The 14,388-nt window shown below is 68.4% G+C and carries 11 protein-coding genes; 7 read left to right on the top strand and 4 right to left on the bottom strand.

Annotated elements, in window-relative coordinates; genetic code table 11:
- Positions 1 to 3 precede the first annotated feature (3 nt).
- On the bottom strand, positions 4 to 1,314 hold the full coding sequence (locus IEW34_RS21120) for a TRAP transporter large permease (RefSeq protein WP_188611215.1): 1,311 nt from the start codon (positions 1,312 to 1,314) through the stop codon (positions 4 to 6).
- The gene (locus IEW34_RS21115) at positions 1,314 to 1,862 is read right to left on the bottom strand and encodes a TRAP transporter small permease (RefSeq protein WP_188611214.1); all 549 of its coding nucleotides are present in this window, start codon (positions 1,860 to 1,862) and stop codon (positions 1,314 to 1,316) included. Before IEW34_RS21115 ends, IEW34_RS21120 begins: the two co-directional genes overlap by 1 nt.
- 194 nt (positions 1,863 to 2,056) lie before the next feature.
- Here IEW34_RS21115 and IEW34_RS21110 point away from each other — a divergent pair, with 194 nt between their 5' ends.
- Entirely contained in the window at positions 2,057 to 5,776 is a 3,720-nt protein-coding gene (locus IEW34_RS21110; protein WP_188611213.1) for a hydantoinase B/oxoprolinase family protein, read from the top strand.
- 13 nt (positions 5,777 to 5,789) lie between these two features.
- Here IEW34_RS21110 and IEW34_RS21105 read toward each other — a convergent pair whose 3' ends face one another.
- On the bottom strand, positions 5,790 to 6,743 hold the full coding sequence (locus tag IEW34_RS21105; RefSeq protein WP_188611212.1) for an extensin-like domain-containing protein: 954 nt from the start codon (positions 6,741 to 6,743) through the stop codon (positions 5,790 to 5,792).
- Between the two features lie 648 nt (positions 6,744 to 7,391).
- Positions 7,392 to 8,819 carry a sensor histidine kinase gene (locus tag IEW34_RS21100; protein WP_188611211.1) on the bottom strand — a complete coding sequence of 476 codons (1,428 nt, stop codon included), beginning with the start codon at positions 8,817 to 8,819 and terminating at the stop codon, positions 7,392 to 7,394.
- A 614-nt stretch (positions 8,820 to 9,433) separates the two neighbouring features.
- Here IEW34_RS21100 and rpmH point away from each other — a divergent pair.
- The 6 genes from rpmH (at position 9,434) to argB (ending at position 14,272) form a co-directional block, all read left to right on the top strand.
- Entirely contained in the window at positions 9,434 to 9,568 is a 135-nt protein-coding gene (rpmH, locus tag IEW34_RS30670; protein ID WP_244642120.1) for a 50S ribosomal protein L34, read from the top strand.
- Entirely contained in the window at positions 9,510 to 10,082 is a 573-nt protein-coding gene (rnpA, locus tag IEW34_RS21095; RefSeq protein WP_244642147.1) for a ribonuclease P protein component, read from the top strand. Before rpmH ends, rnpA begins: the two co-directional genes overlap by 59 nt.
- On the top strand, positions 10,075 to 11,895 hold the full coding sequence (gene yidC, locus IEW34_RS21090; protein WP_188611209.1) for a membrane protein insertase YidC: 1,821 nt from the start codon (positions 10,075 to 10,077) through the stop codon (positions 11,893 to 11,895). Before rnpA ends, yidC begins: the two co-directional genes overlap by 8 nt.
- A gap of 37 nt (positions 11,896 to 11,932) precedes the next feature.
- The gene (yihA, locus tag IEW34_RS21085) at positions 11,933 to 12,628 is read left to right on the top strand and encodes a ribosome biogenesis GTP-binding protein YihA/YsxC (RefSeq protein WP_188611208.1); all 696 of its coding nucleotides are present in this window, start codon (positions 11,933 to 11,935) and stop codon (positions 12,626 to 12,628) included.
- Positions 12,629 to 12,826: 198 nt separating this feature from the next.
- Positions 12,827 to 13,201, top strand: coding sequence for a DUF423 domain-containing protein (locus IEW34_RS21080; protein WP_188611207.1), 375 nt, complete (start codon positions 12,827 to 12,829; stop codon positions 13,199 to 13,201).
- 180 nt (positions 13,202 to 13,381) lie between these two features.
- Positions 13,382 to 14,272, top strand: coding sequence for an acetylglutamate kinase (gene argB / locus IEW34_RS21075; protein WP_188611206.1), 891 nt, complete (start codon positions 13,382 to 13,384; stop codon positions 14,270 to 14,272).
- Positions 14,273 to 14,388 lie beyond the last annotated feature (116 nt).

The raw sequence follows: 14,388 nt of genomic DNA, 5'->3' as shown, positions 1-14,388 counted from the left end.
TGATCATTCGGGAAAGGCCAGCCTGGGCAGGACGAGCACGATCTCCGGAAACGCGGTGATGATGATGACGGCGACGTTCAGCAGCAGGAAGAACGGCAGCGCCGCCTTGGCGACGGTCAGCGTGTCGCGTCCGCTCATGTTCTGCAGCACGAACAGGTTGAAGCCGACCGGTGGGGTGATCTGCGCCATCTCCACGTGGATGACGAGATAGACGCCGAACCAGATCAGGTCGAAGCCGGCCTGCTTGACCATGGGCAGCACGATGACGGCGGTCAGCACGATCATCGATATGCCGTCGATGAGGCACCCCAGGATGATGTACATAATGGTCAGCGCGAAGACGAGCTTGTGCGGGGTGAGGTTCTGCCCCTCGACCCAGGCGGCGAGGGCGTTGGGGATGCCCGTGTAGGCCATGGCGGCGGTGGTGAACGCGGCGCCTGCCAGGATCAGCATGATCATGCAGCTGAGACGGGTGGCGCTCATGATGCTCTCGAGCAGCGTGCGCCGGGTGAGCGTGCCGCTGAACCAGGCGAGGAGCAGGGCGCCGGTGACGCCCCAGGCCGCGCATTCCGTGGCCGTCGCGAGCCCCAGGATCAGCGCCAGGAAGACGGCGAGGATCAACGCCACGCAGGGCAGCAGCTTGGCGGATTCGCGCAGCTTCCGCCGGAACGCCATGGGCGGGTCGCGCGGCGGCGTCTTCGCCGGATTGAGCAGCGACCAGACGATGATGTAGCCCGAGTAGAGCGCCATCACGAGCAGGCCCGGCAGGAAGCCGCCCAGGAATACCTGCAGCACCGAGACGTTGGCCGTCACCGCATAAACGACCATGGGGATCGAGGGCGGGATGAGCAGCCCCAATGTGCCGGAGCCAGCGAGCGAACCCAGGCTCATCCTCTGGTCGTAGCCGCGCTTCTCCAGCTCCGGCAGGGCGATCTTGCCGATGGTGGCGCAGGTCGCGGCCGACGAGCCCGATACCGCCGCGAAGATACCGCAGCCGACGACGTTGACGTGCATCAGCCGGCCCGGCAGCCATTGCAGCCAGGGCGCCAGGCCGCGAAACATCTGTTCCGACAGGCGGGTGCGGAACAGGATCTCGCCCATCCAGATGAACAGGGGCAGTGCGGCGAGCGTCCACGACGCGGTGGCGCTCCACACCGAGGTGGCGAGCACGGCACCCACCGGCACGCTCGTCGTCAGCACCATGGCGAGCAGGCCGACGAGGCCGAGGGCGACGGCAATCCACACGCCCGTCGCCAGCACGACGACGAGGAAGCCCAGGAGCAGGATGGAGAGCGTGGGCAGGTCCAGGGCCATCAGAGGCTCTCGCCCGAGGCGATGCGCTCGACCAGTTCGTCCGGGCTCGTCGGCCTGTCTTTCTCGTAGGACGGCTTGAGCCCGCGCGCCACGCGCACGAGTTCGTCGAGCAGCGCAAGGCCCAGGATGGCGAGCCCCAGGGCAAAGCCGGTCTGCGGAATCCACAGCGGGATGGCGAGCACGCCCTGGGCCATGTCGCCGAAGCGATAGGAATCCCAGGTCATGCCCACGGCGTAACCGGTGAAATAGAGCGCGAAGGCGGCCGCAACCGCGAGGGCGAACAGCTCGGCCAATTGGCGGGCGCGACCCGTCAGCCGCTCGAGCAGCAGCCCGACGCGGATCATGTCGCCGCGCTTGAACGTGTGGGCGAGGCCGAGGAAGGCCATCGCCGCCATGCACCAGGACGCGATGTCGTCCCCTGCGGGTAGGTTGAGGCCGACCTCCCGGCCCACCGACATGACCATCATCAGCAGGAAGATGGCGACGAGGAAACCGCCCGCGGCATAGCCGGCGAAGAGATACAGTCCATCGAGGACGCGGCGGATCATCGAAGCTCCCATGAGACGCCGGGCGCGGAGAAGAGCATTTCGCTCCCGCGACGATTTGTCGATGGCGCCAATTCGGCTATCCAGGGGATCCGTGACGGGTGGGGCTTAGACTTTAGGTCCATGCAGTGGATCTCTGGCCGGGGCGCCCCGGGCGGTGGCGCTCCGGCGCACGATCGAAGCAAGGGTGAGGCCACATGGACGAGGCCGCGGTAGCGCACCCGCCGGCGCGGTGGGATTTCTGGATCGATCGCGGCGGCACCTTCACCGACGTCATCGCCCGCGCCCCCGATGGGCGGCTCCTCGCCCGCAAGCTGCTGTCGGAGAACCCCGGCGCCTATCGCGACGCGGCCGTGCAGGGCATCCGCGAGCACCTCGCGGAGCACGCCGGCCTCGATCCCCGCGGGCCGCTGCCGCCGGGGCTCGTCGGCGACGTGCGCATGGGCACGACCGTGGCCACCAACGCGTTGCTGGAACGCAAGGGCGAGCGCACCGCACTGATCGTGACCCGCGGCTTCCGCGACGCGCTGCGCATCGGCTACCAGGCGCGGCCCAAGATCTTCGCCCGCCAGATCGTCAAGCCGGCCGAGCTGTACGAGCGCGTGGTCGAGGTCGACGAGCGCGTGCTGGCTGACGGCACGATCGAGCGAGCGCCCGACGAGGCGGCGGTGCGCGCGGCATTGCACGCCCTCAGGGAGGAGGGCGTCGCCGGCCTGGCCATCGTCTTCATGCACGGCTTTCGCTACCCCGACCACGAACAGCTGGTGGCCGGCCTGGCGCGCGCCATGGGTTTCGCCCAGGTGTCCGCCAGCCATGAGGTGTCACCGCTGATCAAGCTCGTCGGCCGCGGCGACACCACGGTCGTCGACGCCTACCTGTCCCCGATTCTCGCCCGCTACGTCGCCCAGGTCGCCGGCGAGCTTGGCATCGGCGCATCGGAGGATGCGCGTGACGGCCAGGAGCGGGATCACGTCGGCCCGAGGCTGATGTTCATGACCTCCGCCGGGGGGCTGACCGCAGCCGACCTGTTCCAGGGCAAGGACGCCATCCTCTCGGGACCGGCGGGCGGCGTGGTCGGCATGGCGCAAACGGCGAAGGCGGCGGGCTTCGGCGAGGTCATCGGCTTCGACATGGGCGGCACCTCCACCGACGTGGCGCATTTCGACGGCGCGTACGAGCGGGCCTTCGAGACCGAGGTCGCGGGCGTGCGCATGCGCGCGCCGATGATGCTGATCCACACGGTCGCCGCCGGCGGCGGCTCGATCCTGCATTTCGACGGGGCGCGATTTCGCGTCGGGCCCGATTCGGCCGGGGCCGATCCCGGTCCGCGCTGCTACCGCCGCGGCGGCCCGCTGGCGGTGACCGATGCCAACGTCATGGTCGGCAAGCTCGATCCCGACCTGTTTCCGCGCATCTTCGGCCCCGGCCGCGACGAGCCGCTGGACGGCGAGGCCGTACGCGCCGGCTTCGCCGCGCTGGCGGCGGAGGTCGGTGACGGGCGCACCGCCGAGGAGGTCGCCGACGGCTTCATCGCCATTGCCGTCGCCAACATGGCGGAAGCCATCAAGCGCATCTCGGTGCAGCGCGGCCACGACGTGACCGGCTACGTGCTGAACTGCTTCGGCGGCGCCGGCGGCCAGCACGCCTGCCTGGTGGCGGATGCGCTCGGCATGACGCGCGTGCTGATCCACCCATTCTCCGGCCTGCTGTCGGCCTACGGAATGGGCCTCGCCGACGTCTCGGCGGCGCGCACTAAGGCGCTCGACGTGCCGCTCGACGCCGGCGCGCCCGCCGCCATCGCGGCGCTCGCGCAGGGGCTTGCAGGCGACTGCCTGGCCGAACTGGCGGCGCAGGGCATCGCGCCGGAGGCCGTGACGACCGGCGTGCGCGCCCACATCCGTTATGCCGGCACCGATACGGCGCTGCCGGTGGCGGCGGGCCGGGCCGGGAGGCACGGCGAGGAGGGGAGCTCTCTCGACGGACTGAAGGACGCCTTCGAAGACGCGCATCGCCGGCGCTTCGGCTTCATCGACGCGGCGAAGGCGCTCGTCGTCGAGGCGGTCGAGGTGGAAGCCGTGGGCGGCGGCGCGCGCCTTCCTCAGGCGCCGCGGGCGGAGCCGGTCGCCGGTCGCCCGGCCGTCGCCCGCTCGACTCGCGTGTTCAGCCAGGGCGGCTGGCACGATGCGGCGGTGGTGATGCGCGAGGCGATCGCTTCGAGCCAGTCCGTGGACGGGCCGGCCATCATCGTGGAGCCCAACCAGACGGTAATGGTGGAGGCGGGCTGGCAGGCGACGCTGGTCGCGTCAGGCGACCTTGTCCTCGCCCGCGTCGCTCCGCTGCCCAAGCGCATCGCGCTTGGCACGGAAGCCGATCCGGTGATGCTGGAGATCTTCAACAATCTGTTCATGTCCATCGCCGAACAGATGGGCGTCACGCTCCAGAACACCGCCTACTCCGTGAACATCAAGGAACGGCTCGATTTTTCCTGTGCCGTGTTCGACGCGGAGGGCAACCTCGTCGCCAACGCGCCGCACATGCCGGTGCACCTGGGGTCGATGGACAAGTCGGTCGAGACCGTCATTCGCCAGAACGACGTCATTCGACCGGGGGACGTGTTCTGCCTCAACGCCCCCTACAACGGCGGCACCCATCTGCCCGACATCACCGTCTGTACGCCGGTGTTCGACGCGGCCGGGCGCGAGCTCTTGTTCTGGGTCGCCTCCCGCGGCCACCACGCCGACGTGGGCGGCCTGGCGCCCGGGTCCATGTCGCCGCTGGCCACCACCATCGAGGAGGAGGGGGTCTACATCGACAACTTCAAGCTGGTCGACGAGGGCCGCTTCCGCGAGAGCGAGCTGGCCGAGCTGCTGCTCGGCGCCCGCTACCCGGTCCGCAACCTGACCCAGAACGTCAACGACCTGAAGGCGCAGATCGCCGCCAACGAGAAGGGTGTCAGCGAGCTCGGCCGCATGGTCGCGCATTTCGGCCTGCCGGCGGTGCGCGCCTACATGGGCCACGTGCAGGACAATGCCGCCGAGAGCGTGCGGCGGGTGCTCGACCGGCTGCACGATGCGGCGTTCGCGCTGGAGATGGACCAGGGCTGCATCATTCAAGTGAAGATCACCGTCGACAAGGCCGGCCGCGAGGCCACCGTCGACTTCACCGGCACCTCGCCGCAGCGGGACGACAACTTCAACGCGCCGGCGCCGGTCACCCGTGCCGCCGTGCTCTACGTCTTCCGGGTCATGGTCGACGACGAGATTCCGATGAACGCGGGCTGCCTGCGGCCGATCCACATCGTCGTGCCAGAGGGCTCGATGCTGTCACCGCGCTATCCCGCCGCGGTGGTCGCCGGCAACGTGGAGGTGAGCCAGGCGGTGACCAACTGCCTGTTCGGCGCGCTGGGCGCCCTCTCGGCCGCCCAGGGCACCATGAACAATCTCACTTTCGGCAACGACGCCTACCAGTATTACGAGACCATCTGCTCCGGCGCCCCGGCGGGGGAGGGCTTCGATGGGGTCGACGGTGTCCACACCCACATGACCAACTCGCGCCTCACCGATCCGGAGATCCTGGAGACGCGATTCCCGGTTGTTCTGGAGGACTTCCATATTCGCGGCGGCTCCGGCGGCCGAGGACGATGGCACGGCGGCGGCGGCACCAGCCGCACGCTGCGCTTTCGGGAGCGGATGGACTGCGCACTCTTGTCCGGCCATCGTCGCGTACCGCCGTTCGGGCTCGCCGGCGGCGCCTCCGGCCAGACCGGCCGCAACGCGGCACGCCGGCTGGACGGCCGCATCGAGCCGCTCGGCGGTTGTGACCAGACCGTGATCGAGGCGGGCGAGGCGGTGATTATCGAGACGCCCACTCCGGGTGGGTTCGGGCAGGCACCCCCAAGACCGGACGAAGCCGTCTGACACGGCCGCAGGGTCAGTGTAGCAGGTCGTTGATCGATGTCGGCTGGTTCGATGGGCGCGCCGTGCTGGCTTGCCACCGCTCGCGGGCGATCCGGTCGGCGGGCGTGGTGGCCGGCCGCAACTGAGGCAGGCCGTCGGGCTCGGTGCCGTCCTGCGCGTCGGTTCCATCGCCCGGCGGCTCACCCTCAGCCGAAGCGTCGTCTTCGCCGGCTGACGGTTGCGCCGGCGCGGCGCCCATGGCGCCGGCGGCCGCCGGAATCGTCCGGTGCTCGTACGGATCGGCCGCCTGCGGTGCTTGGGCCGACGGGCCTGGCTGCATCGGCGCTGGCGTCTGCGGCGTCCACTTGAGCACCGGCTTGCAATAGTGCCGGCCCTTGGCGTGCTGCGCCAGATCCATGTGAATATGGTTGTAGTGGTAGATGTTGGAGCCGGGCGCCAACACGGTGGTGAAATACTCGCAGGCGCCCACGAAGATGGTGCGCAGGAACTCTTGGTCGGCGATGTCGCCGCGCCAGCCGCGCTCGACGCTCACGGTGCGGCCGTCGACGAGCTTCAGCCCCATCAGGTCGACGGCGTTGCCGTAGGCGTGCTCGGAGATATGGCCTCTGCGCGCGTTGTTCATCCGGCGGCAGTTGTAGGTGCCGATCTGCACCTCCGCGACACGCGTGCCGTAGTAGGTGGCAGCAGCCGGCTGTACCACGTCGTCCAGCCAGCGATCGAACATCGTGATCATCGGACAGGCCAGGACGCCGCGTGAGCGCAGCATCACGCTGCCCTTGTCGAAGGCCATGACGCGGAACGGGTTGTCCATGCCGCAAACGCCCGGGCCGCTGATCGGCTTCATGGGCTCGGTGTAGGCTGTGGCTCGCACCTGACCACGCGCCAGGCACGCGGCTTCCGCCTTGCCACGCCAAGGCTCCCGCTGCGGGCCGGGCTGCAGCCCGCAGCCGGCGAGCAAACTGGTCACCAACAAACCTACGATGCAGCCGAACCGGCGCAGCATCGGCACCACTCCCCAAGAACACATGAGGGATGGCGCCGGGTCTCCTAACGCCGTCTGAACGCCGGCCCGCCGACGGGCCGCAACTTGTCCTGTATGGTTAGCAAAGCGTTTCGGCGCCGCGACCGCCAGGCGGCTCGCGAGCGCTCGAGTCTGTCGTCCTGGCACCAAAACCTGCTGCCAACCACGTCGGAACCTGCATCCGCCGCCTTCCAGTGATGGGCGCCAAGCGGGGCCGGCCGCAGCGCTCCACCGTAGCGGCCGACAACGCGTGCGACGCACAATCTGTGGTAATCGGATGGCTGTCTTGTTCGACCATCTGGCCGCAGAACGCCGCGGGAGAATGAATAATCTGCCAGATCAACGTCGAGAGAGATTTTATTCTATGAATTCCCATCCGTTTGGTGCACCGCGATAAGTAATCGCCTTGGAGTGGCGGGCGCACTCTGCTAGATTGCAGGTCGGTACCCGTTCAGGGAGTGCACCATGAGCGAGACAGCCAAGTTCATGCTCGCCCAGCACGGCCAGTTGGCGGCGTTCGGCGCGGCGTTCCTGTTGATCTGCGCGATCATCGTCGGCGTCGTCTGATCGGCGCACAGGCCCGGCAGCCGCCCGTCAGGTCTTCGCTCGGTCGGGCAACTGGATGCGGAAGCAGGCGCCGGGCCCCCGTTCGACGAGCGTGATGGTGCCCCCGTGCATACTCACCAGCTCGGCGGCGATGGCCAGGCCCAGGCCCGAGCCGCCAGGGCGGCTCGAGTGGACGAACGCCTGGAACAGCACGGGCTTCAGCCGGTCCGGGACGCCCGGCCCGTTGTCGCTCACGTAGATCACGACGGTGCTCGCGGCGCGCTTGGCGTCCACCCGCAGGCAGGGCGCGCCGTCGCGGCCGGACTGGAGCGCCTGCAGGCTGTTGCGGAACAGATTGAGCAGCACCCGTGACAGCTGGTCCTGATCGGCATCGATCTTGAGGCCGGGATCGCACGTCAGGGCGAACTCGACATCCGAGCCCTGGCCGATGCCGGCGAGTTCGGCTGCGTCCTCCACCACGTGCGCCAGCGCGATGAGCGAACGGCGCGGCGCGGGCTCGCTGGCCCGTCCATAGGCCAGAGTCGCTTCGCAGAACTGGCTGGCCCGGCCCAGCGTGGCGATCAGCTTCGGTGCGAACCGTTGCACCGTCGGGTCGGATAGTTCCGAGATGCGGTCGGAGATCAGCCGGGCCGATGCCAGCATGTTGCGCAGGTCGTGGTTGATCTTGGAGACGGCGAGACCCAGGGCGGCCAAGCGCTTTTTCTGTCGCAGCTCCTCGCCGAGCGCCAGCTGCATGCGCTGGAGGACGTGCTCGAGCTGGCCGATCTCGTCCTCCCGTGGCGACGGCTGAATGACGCGGTCGGCGTCTTCAGGATCCTGCTGGAAGCTGGTGACGTTTTCCGCCAGCCGCCGCACGGGGCGCACGATCATCTGGTTCAGGGTAAAGAATACGAATGCGGCGGTGATGACCGAGATCAGCAGCGAGAACAGCAGGATGTTGCTGGAGAACTCCAGCATGGCGCGGCGCAGCGGGGCGGGCAGAACGACGATCTCGACGCGTTCGGACGTGGTCATGGCGTGACCGATCACCTGAAGCGGCCGCGGGTCGGGCCAGAACATGTCGGTGATCGCGTCGCGCATCAGCGCCATCCAGCCGGGATTGCGCATGTCGAGCAGCCGCACGTCCTGGGGCATCGGCTGGGCCGAGAGCATCTGCGTGCCGTTGCTGCCGCGCACCGCGATGGCGCGCAGCCCGGCTTCGTCGAGCAGCCGCCATTTCAAGCCCCTGGGCAACTGGCCCTCGGGCGTCGTCTCGAGCACCATGGCGGCAACCCGCCCGGCCGCCAGCCGGTCCGTCAGCCAGTTGCGGCGAAAGCTCGCGACCGAGGGCAGGTAGATGAGCACCTCGGCGAGCATCACGAAAAGCACGGTGAGCACCAGCAACCGCGTCGACAGGCCGAATGGTCTGCTGTTCGGGGCGCGGTGCGTGCGCTGCTCGGTCAATACGGTCGCCATCGGTTGCGCTACCCAACACTTGCCACCAGCGCATGGACTCACTCAGAAAGAAGCTAGCGCCGTGTTTCGTTTCCTGAAAGCAATTGGCCCTTCCCTCTTTTGGTGTTCTGCGCGGCAGCGCACCTGTGCGTACGCGGTCGAGCAATGGGAAGCGCGGAACCCGGGTCGCCATACGGACGACGAACGGCTGGGATTATTCCCGATTCGCGGTGATGCGCGCCATGCGTCCGCGCCTGGAGGGCGGCGGCGCGCCGCTTGCCACCGAGCTCGCGGCGTGGTGAAGCGGAGGCGATCGCAAGGACGCCCGCCCGGCGGCCGCGCGGAGGCGGCCACGGCCGGCCGCGGGCTGTCGCCGAGGAGCTTGGCCATCCGTCGCCGCTTGGCGGCCCGGTGCGACCAGGATGGCGCAGCAGGAGCGACCGAAGGCCCTTCCCACACGTTGACTTTGGCCGGCGCATCCGCCATAAGCCCCCCATGGGTTGGCCGGCGCCCGCGAGGGCGCCGCTTGCTTTTTGGCGACCCCACTTAACAACTCGGTGCCAACGGTCTCGGACCGTGCAGGCCCGGAGAGCGCGGGCGCCGCCTGCCGCTCCACCGACGACCGGAGACGAACGGTGAAGAGGACGTATCAACCGAGCAAGCTCGTGCGCAAGCGCCGTCATGGCTATCGCGCGCGCATGGCAACGACGGGTGGCCGTAAGGTCGTGGCTGCGCGGCGCGCCCGTGGCCGCAAGCGCCTCACTGCCTGAGCCTCCTGGCGGCGAGCGGTTTGCCGGCCGTGCGCTCGGCCGCATCGGGCGCCTGACCAAGAGGGCTGAATTTCTCGCAGTCGCCGCAGGGCGTCGGTTCCATACGCCCCGAATGACGGTGCAATCGATCATGCGCTCCCAGGCACCCGGTGCGTTTGGTGGCGTACGCATCGGCCTCACGGTGACGAAAAAGGTTGGGCACGCGACCGAGCGCAACCGCATCAGGCGGCGTCTGCGCGAAGCGGTGATCGCGGCCCACCACGGGTGGCCGTGCGCGACGCTCGACGTCGTCGTCGTCGCGCGTCGGGACGCTTTGTCCGCTCCATTTCCGCTCCTGATCGAGGACCTTTCGCGCGCCCTGCCGTTGCTGGCGGCCGGCAAGGGTTCGGCACATCCGCCGCGCGGCGGGCGCGGTCGTGCGCCTCGGTCGCCGGCCGTGGCCCCGCTACCCGGCGCGCAGGCGATCATGCCCTCTCAGCCCGATGCCTCCGCCACGGACACGTTCCATGACTGACAATCGCAATCTCATCTTCGCGATAGCCCTGTCGATGGCGGTGCTGCTGGGATGGCAGTACTTCTTCGCGCCGCCGCCGCCGCCGCCGCCGTCGCACCAGCCGCCGAACGGCCAGCAGACGACGGCGCAGACAGGCCAGCAGCCGCCGGGCGCGCCGGGGCAGCCGGCGCCGGGCGGGCTGCCGCAAGCCCCCGGCATGCCGGCCGCCGAGTCGCGCGAAGCGGCGCTCAAGCGCAGCCCGCGCGTGGTCATCGACACGCCGAGGATCGCCGGCTCCGTCGCGCTGCAGGGGGCACGGATCGACGACGTCTCGCTCAAGGCCTTCCGCGAGACCGTCGATCCCAAGAGCCCGATCATCGTGCTGCTGTCGCCGGTGGGGGCGCCCGAGCCCTATTACGCGGATTTCGGCTGGATCGCCGCGGCCGGCGCCAACACGGCGTTACCGAGCGCGACCACTGAGTGGAAGCCCGCTTCCGATCGCCTGACCGTCGACAAGCCATTGACGCTGACCTGGGACAATGGCCAGGGGCTCGTCTTCACGCGGGTCATCTCCGTCGACGACAACGCCATGTTCACGGTCAAGCAGTCGGTCAGCAACACCGGCGGCCAGCCGGTGACGCTGTATCCGTTTGCGCTCGTCGCCCGCTGGGGCAAGCCGGCGACCCTCGGCTATTTCGTGCTGCACGAAGGCCCCCTCGGGGTCCTGGGTGCGGAAGGCTTGCAGGAGCCGACCTACGACAAGCTGCTCAAGGATCCGATCCTCTACGGCAACGTCAAGGGCCGCGCCTTTTCCAATACCGTCGGTGGCTGGGTCGGCATCACCGACAAATACTGGGCGACGGCCGTCGTGCCCGATCAGGACAAGCCGTTCGAAGGCCGTTTCACGGTCACCAGCACGCCGACCCCGATCTTCCAGACCGACGTTCGGGCCGACGCGGTCACCGTTGCCCCTGGCGCCACGGCGAGCGCCCAGACGCGGCTCTTCGCCGGCGCCAAGGAGGTCGACGCCCTCAACCGGTACCAGGAGACGCTCGGCATCCTGAAGTTCGACCTGCTCATCGATTGGGGCTGGTTTCACTTCATCACCAAGCCGCTGTTCCGCCTGCTGGACTTGATCTTCCGGTTCACCGGCAACTTCGGCGTGGCGATCCTGCTGGTCACCGTGCTGGTCAAGCTGGTCTTCTTCCCGCTGGCCAACCGCTCCTACGCCTCCATGGCCAAGATGAAGGCGGTGCAGCCCGAGATCATGGCCATCCGCGAGCGCTACACCGGCGATTCGGTGAAGCAGCAGCAGGCCACGATGGAGCTCTACAAGCGCGAGAAGATCAATCCGATCGCCGGCTGCCTGCCGATGCTGATCCAGATCCCGGTATTCTTCGCGCTCTACAAGGTGCTGCTGATCACCATCGAGATGCGGCACGCGCCGTTCTTCGGCTGGATCCGCGACCTGGCGGCCCCGGATCCGACCAACCTGTTCACGCTGTTCGGCCTCATTCCCTGGACCCCGCCGACCATGCTGCACCTCGGCATCTGGCCCATCATCATGGGCATCACGATGTTCCTGCAGATGAAGATGAATCCGGAGCCGCCGGATCCCATCCAGAAGGCGATGTTCAGCTGGATGCCGGTGATCTTCACCTTCACCCTGGGCTCCTTCCCGGCCGGCTTGGTCATCTATTGGAGCTGGAACAACTTCCTCGGCGTGCTGCAGCAGTATTTCATCATGCGGCGCCAGGGCGTGAAGGTGGAACTTTGGGACAATCTGTTCGGCCTCTTCCGGCGCAAGGCCCAGGCCGCCAAGCCGACGTCCTGACATCGGGACGCGGCGTAGCGTGCCCACAGGCGAGCCGATGAACGACGAGACGGCAAACGACGGGGAGGGCGCTCCCGCGGCGCCGGCCATCGACCGGGCCCTGCTGGAGGCCGGCCGCAAGCTGTTTGCCGGGCCGGCGGACTTCATCTGGGCGACGGCGTCGATCGCCGGCCTGCCGCCCATGCACGGCTTGGAGATCGCCTTCGCCGGCCGCTCCAATGTCGGGAAGTCGAGCCTGGTCAACGCGCTGACCGGGCGCAAGACCCTCGCGCGCACCTCCAACACGCCCGGCCGCACGCAGCAGCTCAATTTCTTTCGCGTCGGGCCGGCCGGCGGCGACGGGTTCACGCTGGTCGACATGCCGGGCTACGGCTTTGCCGCCGTGGGCAAGGAGAAGGTGGCCGCCTGGACCAAGCTGATACAGGACTACCTGCGCGGGCGCGCCAATCTCGCGCGGGTCTACGTGCTGGTCGACGCCCGCCACGGCCTCAAGGACATCGACCTCAACGTGCTCGACGGGCTCGACAAGAGCGCCGTCTCCTATCAGGTGGTGCTGACCAAGGCCGACGCGGTCAAGCAAGAGGACCTGGCGCAGCGCGTGGCGGAGGTCGAGCGGGGCCTGGCCCGGCGCGCCGCCGCGTTCCCGACCGTCGCGGTCACCTCCAGCCGTTCCGGCGCGGGCGTGCCCGAGCTGCGGGCGGCCGTCGTTCAGTTGCTGGCCGAGCGCAGCTGATCGGGGCGTGCAAACCTTTGGACCTGGAGCGTTTCTCACCGTTCGGTTTCGTACCTTTGAGAAGCGCTCCGGAGCGCTTGGCGATCGGGTGGAGGCGCTCCATCGCAAAATGGAAGCGCTCCTGATTCACCGAGTCGGAGAATTTGTCCGCCATGGGATGATGTCATCCAATGGCGAAGTGCTTTAGGAGGCGCATCGATGCTCGACCGTCTTTTCGTGGTGCTGGGGGCGCTGTTCGGTCTGGCCGGAGTGGCCGCAGCGGCGGCCGCGGCGCACGTGACCGGCGAGGGCAACCTGGGTACGGCGGCCAATTTTCTGCTGTTCCATGCGCCGGTGCTGATCGCAGCGACGGCCGTCATGGGCCAGGGCCTCGTTCGCCGCGGCATTGCCCGGCTCGCGATCATGCTGATCGCGCTCGGCGCCATTCTATTCTGCGGCGACCTCGCCCTGCGCGCCCTGGCGCATGCGCCGCTGTTCCCGATGGCGGCACCGACGGGCGGTGTGGTCCTGATGGCCGGCTGGCTGCTGCTGGCGGTCGCGGCCCTGGTCCCCGCCGGCCGCTCCGCGGGCTAGCGCGGGATGATCCCTCTTTGAGCCATCCCGCCTAAGTCTTTGTTTTGAGCATGATCTTGTCCAAAAACCCATGTCCGCTTTTTGGGATCATGCTCGAGGCGCGCCTGCGAAAGCGGCTTCCCCCGGCTTCATCGCCGTTCTAGAACCGCCCGATCGAGAGGCCCAATTCCGACAGGCGTCATGACCGACCTTCCCGATATCTTCACCCGCGCCGAAATCCTCGTGCAGGCGCTGCCGCACATGCAGCGCTACGACCAGGAAATCGTGGTGGTCAAGTACGGCGGCCACGCCATGGGCGACCCGGCCGCGGCCGAGGATTTCGCCGAGGACATCGTGCTGCTGGAACAGGCGGGCGTGAAGCCGATCGTGGTGCACGGCGGCGGCCCGCAGATCGGCGCCATGCTGGACAAGCTCGGCATCAAGTCGGAGTTCGCCAACGGTCTGCGCGTGACCGACAAAGCGACCGTCGAGGTCGTCGAGATGGTGCTCGCCGGCTCCATCAACAAGCAGATCGTCGGTACCATTTCCGCCGAAGGCGGCAAGGCGATCGGCCTGTGCGGCAAGGACGGCAGCATGGTGATCGCGCGCAAGGTGACGCGCACCACGGTGGATCCGGACTCCAACATCGAGCGGCACGTGGATCTGGGTTTCGTGGGCGAGCCGGAGCGGGTCAACCGCGCGGTCCTCGATGCGGTGCTGGCCGCCGAGCTGACGCCGGTGTTGGCGCCGGTCGCGGTCGGCGAGGACGGGGCGACCTACAACATCAACGCGGACACCTTCGCCGGCGCCATCGCCGGCGCCATGCGTGCCAAGCGCCTCCTGCTGCTCACCGACGTGCCGGGCGTGCTCGACAAGGATAAGCGGTTGCTGCCCGAACTGACGGTCGAGCAGTGCCGCGAACTGATCGCCGACGGCACCATCACCGCCGGCATGATCCCCAAGGTCGAGACCTGCATCTACGCGCTGGAGCAGGGTGTGGAGGGCGTCGTCATCCTCGACGGCAAGGTGCCGCACGCCTGCCTGCTCGAACTGCTCACGGACCATGGCGCCGGCACGCTGATCCGCAGATAGCAGCGCTTCGCGCGCGCCCCACGGCATAGGCCGGCGGCCGAGCCATGCGCTGAGTGACTGGCTCGCCTGCCTGGCCCGAGCGGCTTCGCCGTTGCAACGCCGCAGTTGTGGGCGCC

The organism is Chelatococcus reniformis, assembly GCF_014640075.1.
Classification (GTDB): Bacteria; Pseudomonadota; Alphaproteobacteria; order Rhizobiales; family Beijerinckiaceae; genus Camelimonas; species Camelimonas reniformis.
Note: the sequence above shows the minus strand (reverse complement) of the source record. Positions and strands in the feature narration are given on the sequence as shown.

Excerpts from the sequence above, each read along its gene's own strand:
- IEW34_RS21120 (WP_188611215.1), bottom strand. The coding sequence starts at position 1,314 with ATGGCCCTGGACCTGCCCACGCTCTCCATCCTGCTCCTGGGCTTCCTC.
- IEW34_RS21115 (WP_188611214.1), bottom strand. The coding sequence starts at position 1,862 with ATGATCCGCCGCGTCCTCGATGGACTGTATCTCTTCGCCGGCTATGCC.
- IEW34_RS21110 (WP_188611213.1), top strand. The coding sequence starts at position 2,057 with ATGGACGAGGCCGCGGTAGCGCACCCGCCGGCGCGGTGGGATTTCTGG.
- IEW34_RS21100 (WP_188611211.1), bottom strand. The coding sequence starts at position 8,819 with ATGGCGACCGTATTGACCGAGCAGCGCACGCACCGCGCCCCGAACAGC.
- yidC (WP_188611209.1), top strand. The coding sequence starts at position 10,075 with ATGACTGACAATCGCAATCTCATCTTCGCGATAGCCCTGTCGATGGCG.
- yihA (WP_188611208.1), top strand. The coding sequence starts at position 11,933 with ATGAACGACGAGACGGCAAACGACGGGGAGGGCGCTCCCGCGGCGCCG.
- IEW34_RS21080 (WP_188611207.1), top strand. The coding sequence starts at position 12,827 with ATGCTCGACCGTCTTTTCGTGGTGCTGGGGGCGCTGTTCGGTCTGGCC.
- argB (WP_188611206.1), top strand. The coding sequence starts at position 13,382 with ATGACCGACCTTCCCGATATCTTCACCCGCGCCGAAATCCTCGTGCAG.